The organism is Mesorhizobium sp. B1-1-5, from assembly GCF_006443065.1.
Taxonomy (GTDB): domain Bacteria; phylum Pseudomonadota; class Alphaproteobacteria; order Rhizobiales; family Rhizobiaceae; genus Mesorhizobium.
This window is the reverse complement of sequence record NZ_VFWS01000030.1, coordinates 1-15,683: the sequence shown is the minus strand read 5'-3', so window position 1 is coordinate 15,683 and position 15,683 is coordinate 1. Positions and strand designations below refer to the sequence as shown.

At 63.8% G+C, this 15,683-nt stretch carries 17 protein-coding genes; 6 read left to right on the top strand and 11 right to left on the bottom strand.

Annotated elements, in window-relative coordinates:
• Positions 1 to 25 precede the first annotated feature (25 nt).
• Both FJ980_RS12730 and FJ980_RS12725 read right to left on the bottom strand, forming a co-directional pair.
• Entirely contained in the window at positions 26 to 745 is a 720-nt protein-coding gene (locus FJ980_RS12730; protein WP_140543228.1) for a response regulator transcription factor, read from the bottom strand.
• Positions 732 to 1,220, bottom strand: coding sequence for a MarR family transcriptional regulator (locus tag FJ980_RS12725; protein ID WP_246676404.1), 489 nt, complete (start codon positions 1,218 to 1,220; stop codon positions 732 to 734). Before FJ980_RS12725 ends, FJ980_RS12730 begins: the two co-directional genes overlap by 14 nt.
• 298 nt (positions 1,221 to 1,518) lie before the next feature.
• Here FJ980_RS12725 and FJ980_RS12720 point away from each other — a divergent pair, with 298 nt between their 5' ends.
• From FJ980_RS12720 to FJ980_RS12710, 3 genes are all read left to right on the top strand, one after another.
• Positions 1,519 to 2,412, top strand: a complete 894-nt coding sequence (locus FJ980_RS12720) for a branched-chain amino acid aminotransferase (protein WP_140543226.1) — start codon at positions 1,519 to 1,521, stop codon at positions 2,410 to 2,412.
• A gap of 146 nt (positions 2,413 to 2,558) precedes the next feature.
• Complete coding sequence (locus FJ980_RS12715; RefSeq protein ID WP_140543225.1) at positions 2,559 to 2,867, top strand: hypothetical protein; 309 nt, start codon at positions 2,559 to 2,561, stop codon at positions 2,865 to 2,867.
• 247 nt (positions 2,868 to 3,114) lie between these two features.
• The gene (locus tag FJ980_RS12710) at positions 3,115 to 3,756 is read left to right on the top strand and encodes an MBL fold metallo-hydrolase (RefSeq protein WP_140543224.1); all 642 of its coding nucleotides are present in this window, start codon (positions 3,115 to 3,117) and stop codon (positions 3,754 to 3,756) included.
• Between the two features lie 70 nt (positions 3,757 to 3,826).
• On the opposite strand, the gene FJ980_RS12705 is transcribed toward FJ980_RS12710, so the two are convergent.
• The 3 genes from FJ980_RS12705 to FJ980_RS12695 form a co-directional block, all read right to left on the bottom strand.
• On the bottom strand, positions 3,827 to 4,240 hold the full coding sequence (locus FJ980_RS12705) for a BA14K family protein (protein WP_140543223.1): 414 nt from the start codon (positions 4,238 to 4,240) through the stop codon (positions 3,827 to 3,829).
• Between the two features lie 250 nt (positions 4,241 to 4,490).
• Complete coding sequence (locus FJ980_RS12700) at positions 4,491 to 4,703, bottom strand: cold-shock protein (protein WP_008877668.1); 213 nt, start codon at positions 4,701 to 4,703, stop codon at positions 4,491 to 4,493.
• A 239-nt stretch (positions 4,704 to 4,942) separates the two neighbouring features.
• Positions 4,943 to 5,155: a cold-shock protein gene (locus FJ980_RS12695; RefSeq protein WP_006202520.1), complete on the bottom strand. Its 213-nt coding sequence runs from the start codon at positions 5,153 to 5,155 to the stop codon at positions 4,943 to 4,945.
• A 441-nt stretch (positions 5,156 to 5,596) separates the two neighbouring features.
• On the opposite strand from FJ980_RS12695, the gene FJ980_RS12690 reads away from it, so the two are divergent.
• The gene (locus tag FJ980_RS12690; protein ID WP_140543222.1) at positions 5,597 to 5,998 is read left to right on the top strand and encodes a Kazal-type serine protease inhibitor domain-containing protein; all 402 of its coding nucleotides are present in this window, start codon (positions 5,597 to 5,599) and stop codon (positions 5,996 to 5,998) included.
• 192 nt (positions 5,999 to 6,190) lie between these two features.
• Positions 6,191 to 7,825, top strand: a complete 1,635-nt coding sequence (locus FJ980_RS12685) for a tetratricopeptide repeat-containing sulfotransferase family protein (protein ID WP_140543221.1) — start codon at positions 6,191 to 6,193, stop codon at positions 7,823 to 7,825.
• A gap of 234 nt (positions 7,826 to 8,059) precedes the next feature.
• Here FJ980_RS12685 and FJ980_RS12680 read toward each other — a convergent pair whose 3' ends face one another.
• From FJ980_RS12680 to uvrB, 6 genes are all read right to left on the bottom strand, one after another.
• Positions 8,060 to 8,413: a DUF1428 family protein gene (locus FJ980_RS12680; protein WP_140543220.1), complete on the bottom strand. Its 354-nt coding sequence runs from the start codon at positions 8,411 to 8,413 to the stop codon at positions 8,060 to 8,062.
• A 158-nt stretch (positions 8,414 to 8,571) separates the two neighbouring features.
• Positions 8,572 to 8,988 carry a glyoxalase/bleomycin resistance/extradiol dioxygenase family protein gene (locus FJ980_RS12675; protein WP_140543219.1) on the bottom strand — a complete coding sequence of 139 codons (417 nt, stop codon included), beginning with the start codon at positions 8,986 to 8,988 and terminating at the stop codon, positions 8,572 to 8,574.
• A gap of 157 nt (positions 8,989 to 9,145) precedes the next feature.
• Complete coding sequence (locus FJ980_RS12670) at positions 9,146 to 9,328, bottom strand: hypothetical protein (protein ID WP_140543218.1); 183 nt, start codon at positions 9,326 to 9,328, stop codon at positions 9,146 to 9,148.
• 93 nt (positions 9,329 to 9,421) lie between these two features.
• Positions 9,422 to 9,811 (bottom strand): nuclear transport factor 2 family protein, encoded by a 390-nt coding sequence (locus FJ980_RS12665; RefSeq protein WP_140543217.1) that lies wholly within the window; start codon positions 9,809 to 9,811, stop codon positions 9,422 to 9,424.
• Between the two features lie 121 nt (positions 9,812 to 9,932).
• Entirely contained in the window at positions 9,933 to 11,459 is a 1,527-nt protein-coding gene (locus FJ980_RS12660; RefSeq protein WP_140543216.1) for an ABC-F family ATP-binding cassette domain-containing protein, read from the bottom strand.
• A gap of 430 nt (positions 11,460 to 11,889) precedes the next feature.
• On the bottom strand, positions 11,890 to 15,000 hold the full coding sequence (uvrB, locus tag FJ980_RS12655; protein ID WP_140543215.1) for an excinuclease ABC subunit UvrB: 3,111 nt from the start codon (positions 14,998 to 15,000) through the stop codon (positions 11,890 to 11,892).
• Between the two features lie 204 nt (positions 15,001 to 15,204).
• Between uvrB and FJ980_RS12650 the strand changes: the two genes are divergently transcribed.
• Positions 15,205 to 15,453, top strand: coding sequence for a hypothetical protein (locus FJ980_RS12650; RefSeq protein ID WP_140543214.1), 249 nt, complete (start codon positions 15,205 to 15,207; stop codon positions 15,451 to 15,453).
• The last annotated feature ends 230 nt before the right edge of the window (positions 15,454 to 15,683 follow it).

Here is a 15,683-nt window from a genome sequence, read left to right as displayed (position 1 = left end):
TCAGCAAAGGGCCTTCGACGGTAACCTATTCGACGCTGAGCCGATACCCAATACCGCGCACCGTCTGCAGCCACACCGGATTGGACGGATCGCGCTCTATCTTGCGGCGCAGCCGGTTGATCTGCACGTCGATGGTGCGCTCGCCGACATCCGATTCATCGCCCACCAGCTCATGGCGCGGTATGGTCTCGCCCGCCCGCGCGGCGAAGATCGCGAGGATCTCCTGCTCGCGGTCGGTCAGCTTAAGCGCCTCGCCGCCGCGCTTCAATTCACGCTTGGCGATCTGGAACGTGTAGGGTCCGAACACCAGTTGCTCCACCTTCGGCGTCGCCGCCGGGCCGCCACGGCGCAGGATGTTGTTGATGCGCAGGATCAGCTCGCGCGGATCGAACGGTTTCGGCAGGTAGTCATCGGCGCCGGCTTCCAGGCCGGTGATGCGGCTGTCGGTCTCGGACAGCGCCGTCAGCATCAGGATCGGCACGTTCTTCTCGGCCCGCAGCGCCCTGGTGAGGTCGACGCCGGTCTCGCCCGGCATCATCACATCGAGCACCAGAAGGTCGAAGTCGAGGCCGGCGAGCTTGCGCCTGGCCTCGCCGGAATTGCCGGCCACGGTGACGCGAAAACCGTTCTCGGACAGATACTGCTTGAGCAGGTTGCGGATACGCGTGTCGTCGTCGACGACCAGAAGATGCGGCGCGTCATCGTCGGGCGCTGACGGATGATCGACCTTCTCAATGGTCTCCATGGTTCTTCCCCGATGTTTGCGCAGGCACAATGTCGATCTGCGCTCTTAGTTCCGGATTGACCATCGCTTCCAGAAAGCGCTCGATCGTGGCGCGTTCGGTGGTTCCGGAATCCTCCAATGCCGCACGGATGCGGCGCGACTGTGGCCGCGCCAGCGCCAGGGCCAGGGCGCGACCCTTGGCGGTCGGGTAGAGCTCGCGCTGCCGGCGGTCGCGCGGACCCTGCACCTGGACGATGTGATCGGTGTCGATCAACTGCTTCAGAACCCGCGCCAGGCTCTGCTTGGTGATCTTCAGCACATCGAGCAGCTCGGCGACGGTGAGGCCCGGCCTGCGGTTGACGAAGTGCAGCACGCGATGATGGGCGCGGCCGAAGCCGTAATCGGCGAGGATCTGGTCCGGGTCGGAGGTGAAATCGCGATAGGCGAAGAAAAACAGTTCGATCACGGCGAAGTCGATGCCGTCCTCATCGGCCATGGCCGTCCTGATCGGTTTTCCGGCTGCGGGGCTCGTCATCGTTTCTCCATGCGAGGCGGGAATTATGTCAGTACTATTGACGTAATTTCCGGGCAATGATAATTTTTGACAAGCTTTTCGGCGGATTGCGAACAAAAAGGCAAGAGGAAGCCGTTTTTCCGGAACTTCCTGAGTTTGCCATGGATTGAATATCCGCCTACGCTTTCAAGCATTGGCCAGCGTTTCGGATCCTGCGCGGGGCTGGTTCGAAAGGTCATAAACACAACGATTTGCGGGCGCCTGCCCGCGGGAGGTTTCCATGGCATCCGTTCCCTTCGATCAATTGGAAGGCTTCATCTGGATGAACGGCGAGTTCGTCAAATGGGCCGACGCCAAGATCCATGTGCTGACCCATGGCCTGCACTATGCCAGTGCCGTCTTCGAGGGCGAGCGCGCCTATGGCGGACAGATCTTCAAGCTGACCGAGCACAATGAGCGCCTGCATGAATCGGCGCGCCTGCTCGGCTTCAAGATTCCCTATCCGGTCGCCGAGATCGACGAGGCCTGCCGCACGCTGTTGAAGAAGCAGGGTTTCCAGGACGCCTATGTGCGTCCGATCGCCTGGCGCGGCAGCGAGCAGATGGGCGTTTCGGCGCAGAACAACCGCATCAACTGCGCCATCGCCATCTGGCAGTGGCCGAGCTATTTCGATCCCGCGCAGAAGCTCAAGGGCATTCGCCTCGACGTCGCCGAATGGCGCCGGCCCGATCCGCGCACCGCGCCGTCCAAGTCGAAGGCCGCCGGCCTCTACATGATCTGCACGCTGTCCAAGCACGCCGCCGAGGCCAAGGGCTACGCCGATGCCATGATGCTCGATTGGCGCGGCCAGGTGGCGGAAGCCACGGGCGCCAACATCTTCTTCGTCAAGGACGGCAAGATCCATACGCCGACGCCCGACTGCTTCCTCGACGGCATAACCCGCCGCACGGTGATCGGCCTGGCGAAGGACCGCGGTTTCGAGGTGATCGAGCGCGTCATCAAGCCGGAGGAACTCAAAGATTTCGAGCAGTGCTTCCTCACCGGCACCGCCGCCGAGGTCACGCCGGTTTCCGAGATCGGTCCATACCGATTCGAGGTCGGCGAGATCGCCAAGACATTGATGAATGACTATTCCGCCGCGGTGCAGCCAAAGCACGCAATCGCTGCAGAATAGAGATAGTCACAGCTTTTTTGTGCAATAGGGGCGGTTTTCGAGCCGCCCCTTTTATTTAAGCGCGCGCGCATTTGACTTTCGAACAATTCGGCGTCTCATGATGGCGTCGGCCCGAGGAGGCTGGCGGCTATGGAGGGACTAGTTACATGGACAGCAACACGATTATTCAGATCGTTGTACAGGTAATTGCCGGCGTTATCGGTGGCCAGGCGGTTGGCGCGGCGTTCAAGCAGGCGGCGATGGGCCAACTTACCAAAATCCTCGGCGGTGCGATCGGCGGCGTCGGCGGCGCGGCCATTCTCGGCAGTCTGCTCGGCGGCGGCGGCGTTGACGCGGCAGCGGCGGCGGGCGGCATCGGCAGCGCGCTCGACCTGAAGAACCTCCTCGGCGGCGTTGGCGGTGGCGCGATCCTGACCGGCATCATCGGCGCGGTCATGAATGCAATGAAGAAATAGGTCCGGTTCTCTCGGACTTTGCCATGGGCGGCCTCGGCCGCCCATTCCTTTTTTGGAACACGGCCGGCGGCCTCGGCCGCCCATTCCTTTTTTGGAACACGGCCGGCGGCCTCGGCCGCCCATTCCTTTTGGAAACATGGCGGCGGCCTAGGCCGCGCATTTCCTCCCGAAGTTCGGACAATGGTGGACGAGGTTCGCCGGGCTGTCTACATCAGGGCGACACTTCGAAGGAAGGGAAAGGAAAGCCATGGGTCAGCTCAATGCCGGTATCGTGCCGGTCACGCCCTTCCAGCAGAACTGCACCATTCTCTTCGATATGGACGACAAGTCGGGCGTCGTCGTCGATCCCGGCGGCGATATCGACAACATACTTTCAGCGCTGAAGGACAATGCCATCACCGCCGGCGCAATCTGGATTACGCATGGCCATATCGACCATGCCGGCGGCGCCATGGACCTGAAGGATGCGCTGGGCATCGACATTGTCGGCCCACATGAGGCCGACAAGCCGCTGCTTGCCAATCTCGAGAACCAGGCCAAACGTTTCGGCCTCACCGATCCGGTGCGCAATTGCGTGCCGGACCGCTTTCTCACCGAAGGCGAAACGGTGTCGTTCGGCAACCATGTGTTCGAAGTGCTGCATTGCCCGGGGCATGCGCCGGGCCATGTCGTCTACTACAACCGGGCGGCCAAATTCGCGCATGTCGGCGACGTGCTGTTCCGCGGCTCGATCGGGCGCACCGACCTGCCCGGCGGCGACCACGCCGCGCTGATCGCCTCGATCAAGGACAAGCTTCTACCGCTTGGCGACGACATAGGTTTCATCTGCGGCCATGGCCCGGGCAGCCGCCTTGGCGACGAGCGGCGGACCAATCCGTTTCTGACCTGACCTTCAAAAGAAAAGCGCCGCTGCGGGCGGCGCTTGTCTTGGGCAGGGAACCCAGGCGATGTTCGATCGGTCAGTTGGCCACGCAGAAATGCTGGGCGCCGTCACTGCCGGTGAAAGTGCCGGTGCGCGAATTGAAGCTGCGGTAGCGGTCCGAACAATACTCGTACCAGCCGCGGGTCCACGGTTCGGCGTAGCGGTCGGCGTAGACGACGCGCGGCTCCTGCACGTAGTAGCGGCGCACCGGCCGGTCGACATAATAATCGTCACCATAGGCCGGTTCGTAATAGCGCGGCCCGGGGTTGCTGAGCGCGCTGCCGATCAGGGCGCCTGCCGCGAGGCCGACAACGCCGGCGGCGAGGGCGTCACCGCCATGATGACGATGATGGTGCCAGCGCCAGTCGTCGGCATTGGCCGCCGAGTAGGTGGCCAAGGTGGTCGCGGCGATGCCAGCACTGAGGATGGCGGTCTTGAGAAAACGGTTCATTTTCGGTCTCCTTCGCGTCGGCCCGCGCATTTTTTCGGGGATACGGACCGGCTTTAGCAAAGGTTAATAGAAGACCGTGGCTGAACGGAGGCTGAACGGAAATCGGCGTAAACGATTTTTCGTGGCTTGGCGATTTTTCGAAGCTCGGCGATTTTCGAAGCCGGCGACCTTTCCGGACCTGGGCACAACCCGTTCCGGGGCGGGAGCGGTCCCGCCTGAAAAGCTTCCGTCGGATCCGTCGCGAGCCGGCTTAGCCGACCGACAGATTGACGGCCTTCGGACCCTTGCCGCGCTTGTCCGGCTCGGTGTCGAATGTCACTTTCTGCCCATCCTCAAGACCGGGAAGGCCCGACGCCTGCACAGCCGAGATGTGGACGAAGACATCCTTCGCGCCATCATCGGGCGTGATGAAGCCGAAGCCCTTGGCATGGTTGAAGAATTTGACGGTGCCGGTCTGCGGCATGGGAAACTCCTTTGATCCCATCAAGTCAAGTCTCGGGCCGGCAAACTGCCCGAGAGGAAATTTGTCCTTTATTTTAGCGCTATCGGCAAGAGAAAGTTTTCGCCTGCCGATCCAAGCATTTGCGCGCAAAAAAGGCGCGACCGTTTCGGTCGCGCCTTCGCAATTTCAGGCCTGTCCTGAAGCCGCTTCATGATCCTGCCGCACCATTGCATCCGCAAAGGACAGGCTGTTCCGGCGGATCAGGCGGCGCGCAGGTTGACCGCCTTCGGGCCCTTGCCCATGCGGTCCGGCTCGACGTCGAAGGTGACCTTCTGGCCGTCGACCAGCGTGCGCAGGCCAGAGGCCTCAATCGCGGAAATGTGGACGAAGACGTCCTTGGCGCCGCCATCCGGCGTGATAAAGCCGAAGCCTTTGGTGGCATTGAAGAACTTTACAGTACCGGTCTGGGCCATTGGGGAAAACTCCTTCACCCGTGTCAGTCTTGTGGTTTGCCCGCTGCCTCGCGCCTTGGGCAAATCCCGGTGGTTGCTTCGGCGGTCATGCATTCGCGCATGGTCAAACCCCCCGCCGAAAAACGGGGTTGTCAGAGATTCACACTTATCGGGGAAAGGTCGTCCAAAACGTTCCGCTCTCCGGGTCGCAAATGCCCGAACATGATTTTTATTACACGGAAACGTGATGGTTGCAAGACGACGCTCGCGGGCGGCCAGCGGCGCGTCCAACGCTGGGCCTCGATAGATCTGGCCCCATCACCGGTCATCGGCCAGAGGCGGGCCAAGCATGGGCCAAGGCGACAACCGGTTCCGCGGCTCCACAAACGACGGTTGCGTTTAGCGCGCAGGATGCGAGGATACCGCGAGCCGGCATCGCGCGCCGGGAGGAAGGAGGAGTATATGCGGTTAGTTGCGGTGTCGCGACAGGGCGTTGTCGTTTTCATGCTGTCGGCGCTGCTGGCGGCCTGCACCGTCGTCGTCGACGATGGCCCGCGACCGCTCAGGCCGCATCCGCAGCTATGCACCATGCAATACCAACCGGTCTGCGCCCGGCGCGACGGCGACCGGCAGACCTTCGCCAATGCCTGCCTGGCCGAACGGGAAGGCTACCGCATCGTGCGGGACGGTCCTTGCCGCGACGGTGGCGGTAGTGGCGGTGGCGGTGGCGGTGGAGAACAAGCCTTCTGCACGCGCGAATACGCGCCGGTCTGCGCCAGACGCCATGGGCAAGTGCGGACCTTCCCGAACGCATGTGAAGCGCGCGCGGCGGACTATCGCATCGTCGGCGACGGACCGTGCTGAGAAGAGCGCGGTGTCCATTCGCGCAGATAGACACCGCGACGCGCGCTGACGCTTTGTCTTGAATCTCTTGCCCGCATGGCTTAGGTCCGGCGGACCAACAAATACGGCAGGTTTCCCATTAAAAAAGATCACAGAAGAGCGGCAAATGCCGGCGGCAGGCCAGGTGGTTCGGCGAGCCCGCTCGATCCCTATGTGCAAAAGGCGCTGCAGCTGCATCAGGCCGGCCGGCGCCAGGAGGCCGAGGGCCTCTACCGGCAGGTATTGGGGCAGCAGCCGAACCATGCCGCTGCGCTGCATTTCCTCGGGCTGCTGCTGCACCAGACCGGCAGGAGCGAGGAAGGGCTCGATCTCATCGAGCAGTCGGTGACCTTGCAGCCCGAAAATGCCGACTTCCTCAACAATATGGGCACGGTCATGCGCGATCTCGGGCGCGTCGCCGCCGCGATCGATTTCTTCCGCGGCGCGGTGGATATCCGGCCGGACCAGCTGGCCGCGCGCGACAATCTCGGCTCGTCGCTGAAGCAGCTCGGACAGCTCGACGCGGCCGAGGAGATCTATCGCGGCACCATCGGCCGCAATCCGTTCCATGTCCGCGCGCGCATCGGTCTTGCCGAGACGATGCAGGAGGCCGGGCGGCTGGATGAGGCGATCAAGCTATTTGGCGAGGCGCTGTCGATCCGGCCGAAGGACGCCGAGCTTCTCTACGGGCTTGGCGTCGCGATGATGGAGAAGGGCAAGCTCGGCGAGGCGGCCGATCTCGCCCGCCAGGCGCTGGCGATCGCCCCGAACATGTCGAAAGCCTGGCTGCTGCTCACGCAGGTCAAGCGCCAGACCGAGCGCGACAAGGAGCTTTCCGGCATGGAGGCCGAGCACGCCAAGGCGCCGCAAGGCAGCCTCGCGCGCATGCAGCTCTCCTTCGGACTGGGCAAGGTCAATGACGACCTCAAGGATTATGGCCGCGCCTTCGACTATTTCGCCGAGGGCAATGCCATCCGCCGCAAGGTCATCGACTACGATCCCGCGCGCACGCGCGGCGAATTCGAGGCGATGAAGTCGGTCTTCGACACAGCCTTCTTCGAGAAGCGCAGGCCAAGCGGCATTTCCGACGACACGCCGATCTTCGTCGTCGGCATGCCGCGTTCCGGCACCACGCTGGTCGAGCAGATCATCGCCAGCCATCCGCAGGTTTTCGGTGCGGGCGAGTTGAACATCCTGAAGACGGCCGTCGGCAAGCAGTTTCCGATGAGCATGCCGGGCGGCTTCCCCGCCGGTATCGCCGACATGCCCGACAAGGCCTTCGCCGAAGCCGGCCAGGCCTATCTCGACATGCTGCATAGCCGCTATCCGGGCTACCGCCATGTCACCGACAAAATGCCGGGCAACTTCCTTCTGGTCGGCTTCCTGCACATGATGCTGCCGAAGGCCAAGATCGTCCATTGCGCGCGCGATGCGGCGGCCACGTGCCTGTCGATCTTCAAGGTGCATTTCCGCGGCGACAGCCACCGCTACGGCTACGACCTCGGCGAGCTCGCCGATTTCCATAACCTCTACACCGACATCATGGCGCATTGGCACAAGGTGCTGCCGGGCGTCGTGCACGATGTGCGCTATGAGGATTTCGTCGCCGACCAGGACGGGCAGTCACGGAAGCTGATGGCGTATCTCGGCCTGCCCTGGGACGACAAGGTGCTGTCCTTCCACGAGACGGACCGGCCGGTGCGCACCGCATCGGCCGCGCAAGTGCGCCAGCCGATGTATCAGGGCTCGGTCGATCTGTGGAAGCGGTATGGGGAGCGGCTGAAGCCGCTGCTCGACAAGCTAGCGTAGCGGATTGGCGAAGCCTCTCAGCTTCGTCATCCACGGGCGGAGCAGCCGCGAAGCGGCGTCGCGAAGACCCGAGGATCCATTCCGTGACCTCACGCGAAGGGTAAAGGCGGCGCAGAACGGAGATTGTTCCGCACCGCTGCAACGCTCATAGGTCACGGAATGGATCCTATGGTCTGCGCTGCGTCGCTTCGCTCCTTGCTTCGCCATAGGATGACGAAGCAAGGGCCGAGTTCCTCAAAGCTGGATGAATGGCTGGAAGCCGCCGAAGATCATGCGCTTGCCGTCGAACGGCATGGCGGACCAGTCCATCTTGAGACGCTCGTCGGCCATCACCTTGGCCATGACCGCGTCGCGGCTCTGTCTGGACTCGTAGACGACCCAGGAGAAGATGACGAGCTCATCGTCCTTCGCCTGCACGGCGCGCGGGAACGAGGTCAGCTCGCCATAGGGCACGTCGTCGCCGACGCATTCGACATAGGCGAGCGCGCCGTGCTCCATCCAGACGGTGCCGGCGTTCTCGGCCATCTTCTTGTACGCATCGAGATTTGCCTTCGGCACGGCGAGCACGAAGCCATCGACATAAGACATGGCGGTTCTCCTCTTTGGTGGCGTTTTTTCTCTCCCTTGTGGGAGAAGGTGGATCGGCGCGCAGCGCCGAGACGGATGAGGGGTGCTCCAGCTTGGCGATTTGCGAAGGGCAAATCCGGGCAATCCGACCTCTCCCACAGGGGGAGAGGTGGGCGGGCTCACTTCACCGGCGCATTCATAGCCCAGGCGACGCCGAAGGGGTCTTTCACCTGGCCCCAGCGGTCGCCCCAGAACATCACCTGCAGCGGCGTGACGATCTCGCAGCCGGCATCCACCGCGCGCTGCCACCAGGCATCGATGTCGTCGCTGCCGAGATGCAGCTGCAGCGTATAACCCTGCGCCGCCTGGTGCGGATGGCCGTGTTCGGGATAGGCATCGCCCAGCATCAGCGTCGAGCCGTTGACGTAGAGATGGATGTGCATGGTGCGGCCCTTGTCGTCAGGCGGATAGGCGAACACTTCCTCCGCGCCGAAAGCCTTCTTGTAGAACTCGGCGGCCTTGATGGCGCCGTCGACCTGCAGGTAGGGGGTCAATCCGCCAAGGACCTTGGCGCGGGGCGGGGTCTGGTCGTTCATTCTCGTGTTCCTCTTCACGGGTTGATCCGGTTTTGCGACCCCAGGACGGACGAAGCGGCGGCGATCCTACATGGCCCGCGAATTATTTTTAAAGTAGCTGGTCCAGACAGCTCGAGCGACAAGCACGGCTGCAAAACAATCGCATCAAAAGCGCGGCTTATATGACCTTCGCCGAGAAGGTGGCGGCGCGGCGGCTTTCGCGCGTTTCGAAAATCTCCGGAAAGCCGATGTCCTTGCGCAGCTCGGCCGGCAGCGAAAGCAAGATGCGCTCGCTGCGGTGACAGGCGCGCGCCTGGGCATAGCGGTTGGCAAGACGGCCGATGGATGACAGTACCGACATGATGTCTCTCCCTGGTTGATGCCGGCATCATCGTGTCGGCATCCCAAGGACGAGGCGGCAATCGGCGATCCGACAGATCGCCTCGATTTTTTTTCAGAACACTGACGCCGCCAGCGCGGTGTCGTAATATTCCACCATCTCGATGATCTCGCCGTCGCGGACCGTCCAGAAATTGGCGGTGCGCATGATGAGCTCCTCGCCGGTGGCGCGGCGCGTCATGTGGATCTCGACCTGCGCGGCCACCTTGTCGCCGCCGTCGATGAGCTCGACCGGGACAAAGTGCCGGTATTCGAAGTCGTCGTCGAGCGCCAGGAGCCTGGCGAGGAATTCCTGCTTGCCGTGCGCGGTGCCGGCATGACGCGATTGCCGGGGATCGGCAATCCAGCGGAACACGACATCTTCGGCGCACCGAGACAAGGCGCCCTCGATGTCGCGGTCCGCATAGGCCTGATAGAGATTGCTGATGATTTCCACTGCACGCATGGCCCATTCCCTCCATGGCTAAGCAGTTCAGCATGCGCTTTTTTTAGCAGCTGGAAAAGTATCGCCGAGCCGGCAGCAACGCCTGTCGGGCCGGCAGTGCCGGCCCGACAGAGGTATCGTCTCAGTTCGGCATCTCGGCGACCGAGCGGAAGAACGCCTCAGGGTCGTCGACCTCGGTCAGCCGCCGCTTGTCGATCAGCCAGAAGCGATTGCCGACGGCACGGATGAAGGAGCGGTCATGCGAGGCAAGCAGGCAGCTCGCCTGATGCTTCAACAATTCGTCCTCCAATGCCTCCTGGCCGTCGATATCGAGATGGTTGGTCGGCTCGTCGAGCAGATAGAAATTGGGATGGATGAGCCTGAGCACCAGCATCATCAGCCTCGATCTCTGTCCGCCGGACAGAGCGCCGATCTTCCTCTCCTGCATCTCGATCGCGACGCCGGCGCCGGCGAGCAGGGAGCGGGCGCGCTGCTCGCCGATCTCGAAGCGGCGCGAGACCATCGCCAGCGGCGTGTCGCCGCCATCGATGCCCGACAGCGCCTGGTCGCTGTAACCGAGCACGGTCGACGGCGTCACCTTGATGTTCGCGACCGATCCCGGCTCGGCGACGGCGTCGCGGATCATCGCGATGAAGCGCGTCTTGCCGACGCCGTTGCGGCCAAGCAGCACGATGCGATCGCCTTGGCAGATGTGGCGCTTGCCGCTCCTGAACAACGGCGTGCCGTCAGGGGTTTCGACCGCCGCGTCCTCCAGCGTGATCAGTACCTTGGCGTGGGTGCCGCGGTTGGCCAGCTTGATCGCGCCGGCCGAGCGCTCGCGATGCGCTTGTACGGCGGCATCCTCCAGCTTCTCGGCCCGTTCCTTGAGCTGCTTGGTCTTCACCGTCAAAAGGTCGCTGCCGGAATTGATGCCGATATTGTTCAACTTGGCGGCCTGCTTGCGCAACTGCTGGGCGATCTTCATGTCGCGCTCGAACTTGCGCGCCGTCGAGGCGTCGAGCTCGTCGAGCGCCTGCCTGGCGCGCGAATAGGGCAGCGCGAACACCGGCGAGCCTTCCGGGCGCAGGAACAGCGTGCGGTTGGTGGCGGCGTCGAGAAAGGCGCGATCGTGGCTGGCGATAATGACCGGCACGTCGCGCGGCAGCGCATTGAGCCATGTTTCCAGCTGGCTGATCCTGGCGAGGTCGAGATGATTGGTCGGCTCGTCGAGCAGAAGCACGTCGGGATCGGTGACCCAGACGCGGGCGATCAGCGCCAGACGCTGCCAGCCGCCGCTCAGCGCGCGTATAGGCCGGCCGCGCATGTCTTCCGGCACCTCGAGCGAATCCAGCACGACGTCGACGCGCCAGAACTCGCTGTCGCGCTGTTCGGGCGGCAAGGCATCGGCGACGACGTCATGGAAGCTGCGGCCGAGGAATGCGTCAGGGATGGATTGCTCGACATGGCCGACGCGCAGGCCGCGCGACCGGGTGATGTCGCCGGTGGTGGCTTCGAATTCGCCGGCCAGGCATTTGAGAAGTGTGGATTTGCCACGGCCATTGGCCGCGACGATGCCGAGCCGGTCGCCGGCGCCGATGACGAGGTCGAGGTTGGAGAAGAGCGGCGCACTCATGCTGACGCCGAGGGATTTGAGGCTGATCAGGGCCATGTCGATTTCTCTGGTCTGTCCGGAAAATCCGGCTCAATGCACTTTGACGGTGCGCCCACAGGCCATCAGGCCAGGTTCGGCGGCACCACGAAGGGCAGACCAAAAATCGAAGCGGGAAAACCCGGACCGTCCTGGTCAGCCCTGCAAGCAAGCTCGCAGGGCACAGACAGGGCCGCGCCGACGGTGGTGACAGTGGTTCACGCAGCCCTCCTTCCAGATGCTCGAGTTGGAAATTGGGTACACCGGGGGAGGGGCGGAGGCAAGGTGCGTCTTTCCCTTCTCCCCTTGTGGGAGAAGGTGGCCGAGCGAAGCTCGGTCGGATGAGGGGTGTTCCAGGGAAAGCCAGCGTCTCACTCCGCTGGAACACCCCTCATCCGTCTCGGCGCTACGCGCCGATCCACCTTCTCCCACAAGGGGAGAAGGGAAAGCGCTACTGCCCCGGCCGTCCGGTCTTGCCCGGCCGGCGTTTTTGACGGCGCTCGTCGCCTGGATCTTCGTATGAGCCGATCCCGGCGCGCTGGCGGACGATCGGCTTCTCGTCGCGCGCTTCAGTTCTGGCGGCATTCACCTCCGGCGAGACCGGCTGCGGCTTCGGCGGCTTCGTTCCCTCAACCGGCTTTTCGGTGCGGCGCACGGTCATCTCGTCGAGCGAGTTCTTCCTGAACAGCGGCTTGGCCTGGTCGCCGGGAATGCCGAAATCGGAACCGTGCGCTTCCTGCGCGCTCTGCTTCTTGAACAGCGAACGCGACACCGCGCCGGCCGGAGTCGCCATGTCCGTGCCGGGCCCCATGTCGTCGATCGACGGCTTGGCGAAGAGCGGCTTCTTGACGGGCACGGCGCCGTCGGCGCCCATCTCGTCCAAATGCGGCTTGCGGAACAGGTTGGGCCGGGCAGCCTTTGCCGCCTCTTCGGCGGCGCGTGCCTCATCGAGCTTGCGGAAGCGCTCCTGTTCCTCGACTGTGCGATGCTTGGCCACGCCCTTGTTGTGCTTGCCCTTTTCGCGGCCTGATGCGGGACTTTGCCCTTCCACCTCGCGTGCCAGCGGGTCGTCGGAGATGGCAAGCTCCATCTCGCGCAGCCGCTTGATCTCGTCGCGGACGCGCGCCGCCTTCTCGAAGTCGAGATTGGCGGCGGCGTCGCGCATCTGCTTGTCGAGCGCCTCGAGATGCGTCTTCAGATTGTTGCCGATCATCGCCCCGGCATCGTCGGTGAACCGCGAGATGTCGGCGCGGACGTGGTCCTTCTCGTAGACCGAATCGAGGATGTCGGCGATGCGCGACTTGACCGATTCCGGCGTGATGCCGTTGGCCGCGTTCCACTCCATCTGCTTCTCGCGGCGGCGGTTGGTCTCGGCCATCGCCCGTTCCATCGAGCCGGTGATCTGGTCGGCGTAGAGGATGACCTTGCCGTCGACGTTGCGGGCGGCGCGGCCGATGGTCTGGATCAGCGAGGTTTCCGAACGCAGGAAACCTTCCTTGTCGGCATCGAGAATGGCGACGAAGCCGCATTCGGGAATGTCGAGGCCTTCGCGCAGCAGGTTGATGCCGACCAGCACGTCGAAGGCGCCGAGGCGCAAATCGCGCAGGATCTCGATGCGCTCCAGCGTGTCGATGTCGGAATGCATGTAGCGGACGCGAATGCCGTTCTCGTGCAAATATTCGGTGAGGTCCTCGGCCATGCGCTTGGTCAGCACGGTGACCAGCGTGCGATAGCCGGCCCGGGTTGTGTCGCGGATCTCGCCGACGACGTCGTCGACCTGGCTCTTGGCCGGACGCACCTCGACCGGCGGATCGATCAGGCCGGTCGGGCGGATGACCTGCTCGGCGAAGACGCCGCCGGACTGCTCCATTTCCCAACCGCCCGGCGTCGCCGAAACCGCCACCGACAGCGGGCGCATGGCGTCCCATTCCTCGAAGCGAAGCGGCCTGTTGTCCATGCAGGAGGGCAGGCGAAAACCGTACTCGGCCAGCGTCGCCTTGCGGCGGAAGTCGCCGCGATACATGCCGCCGATCTGCGGCACGGTGACGTGGCTTTCGTCGATGAAGATCAGCGCGTTATCGGGCACATATTCGAACAAGGTCGGCGGCGGATCGCCCGGCTGGCGTCCGGTGAGGTAACGCGAATAGTTCTCGATGCCGGCGCAGGAGCCGGTCGCCTCCAACATCTCCAGATCGAAGCGCGTGCGCTGTTCCAGCCGTTGCGCTTCCAGCAGACGGCCAGCCTTTTCAAGCTCTTGCAGGCGATGCTTGAGCTCCTCCTTGATCGACTTGATGGCTTGGTTCAAGGTCGGGCGCGGCGTCACATAGTGCGAGTTGGCGTAGATCTTGACGCTCTTCAGCTCGCCGGTCTTCTGGCCCGTGAGCGGATCGAACTCGGTGATCTGTTCGATCTCGTCGCCGAACATCGAGATGCGCCAGGCGCGGTCTTCCAGGTGGGCGGGGAAGATCTCGATGGTGTCGCCGCGCACCCGAAACGAGCCGCGCACGAAGTTGATGTCCTGGCGCTTGTATTGCTGCGCGACGAGGTCGGCGAGAAGCGAGCGCTGGTCGAGCCGGTCGCCGACCTGCATCTGGAAGGTCATCGCCGTATAGGTCTCGACCGAGCCGATACCGTAGATGCAGGACACGGAGGCGACGATGATGACGTCGTCGCGCTCGAGCAGCGAGCGCGTCGCCGAATGGCGCATGCGGTCGATCTGTTCGTTGATCGAGGATTCCTTCTCGATATAGGTGTCGGTGCGCGGGACGTAGGCTTCCGGCTGGTAATAGTCGTAGTAGGAGACGAAATACTCGACCGCGTTTTCGGGGAAAAATTTCTTGAACTCGGCATAGAGCTGCGCCGCAAGCGTCTTGTTCGGCGCCAGGATCAAAGCAGGGCGCTGCGTCTCCTCGATCACCTTGGCCATGGTGAAGGTCTTGCCCGAGCCGGTGACGCCGAGCAGCACCTGGGTGCGGTCGTTCCGCTCGACGCCTTCGACGAGGTCCTTGATGGCGGTCGGCTGATCGCCGGCGGGCTCGAAATCCGACACCATCTTGATGGCGATGCCGCCCTCAGACTTTTCCGGGCGGGCCGGACGGTGCGGCGTCCACAGCTGGCCGTCCTTGTGCAGCGGATTGCCGGATTCGATCAGCGCCGAGAGCGCCGCGACCGTTGCGGTGACGCCGCCGGACGAAACCGACTCGGCATCCTCCAGGCTGATGTCGAGGCCGGCCACCGGGTTGAGGCCGGCGGCCGCGCGCTCTTTCGCCGACGCAGCACCGCCCATCGAGGTGCCGCGCGCGGTGCGCCCAGGCGCCGACGAGCGCTCGGGGATCTTCTTCGGGGTTTTCGCCTTCGGCTGCTTTTCCGCCTCGCGCTCGATCTGCCCGGCCCAATCGGAGATCGAGCCGGTCAGCGCCGCGCCGGCAAAGTCGGCCTGCGGCGCTTCCGCGAAGCCGCCGGGCTCCAGCGGCTCGGCGGCATCGAGGAATTCGGTCAGCGGGCTGCGCCGCTTCGACGCGCCATCTTGCGAAGGCGTCTTCTTGTCAGGATGTCTGGCCATGGCCCGAATATGGGAGGACTCGGCCGAAATGGAAAGAGCCGAGTGAAAGGGCTCCGGCGGAGCGCGGACGCTGCTGACAGAAGGCTGTCAGGAGAGGCGTCATGATCCGACCGACCGGGGAGCGTCTGCGATTGCGGCAAGCGCCGCGGCGACGACGGCGGCGCGGCGGGCCTTCCGTCCACCGACCAGACCAGGCGGCGCTTGATGGTCAATGCCGGAACCTCACGGGCAATCTCGACGAGCTGGCCGGAGCGGAAATGCTCCCTCAGCACCAGTTCGCTGGCGAGCAGCGCGCCCATGCCGGAGATCGCGGCCTGCATGGGCGCACCGAATTCGATCCGACGCTGGCCGCGCCTGGACCGCGACGGCGTCCACAGCGCCTTCCGCACGCTAGCCCGGCGCTTCGCGCCGGAAGAGGCGGAAGCGGTGCTTTATCAGGGGGCAATTCTCTGACGATAGCCAGGGGAATGGCGTCGACCTCGAAGGTACGGTTCCTCGCCCCGCAAGAGGCGGGGAGAGGTGTCCGCGAAGCGGACGGAGAGGGGGTTTCGTAAGGCGGAAGCCCTTCTCTTCGAAGCGCTTTCGCCGCCCGGACCGGCGCCCCCTCTCCGTCTCGGCTTTACCGAGCCACCTCTCCCCCATTTCATCTAGGGGACGCACACATTTCCAAGCGGCTGGCCTTT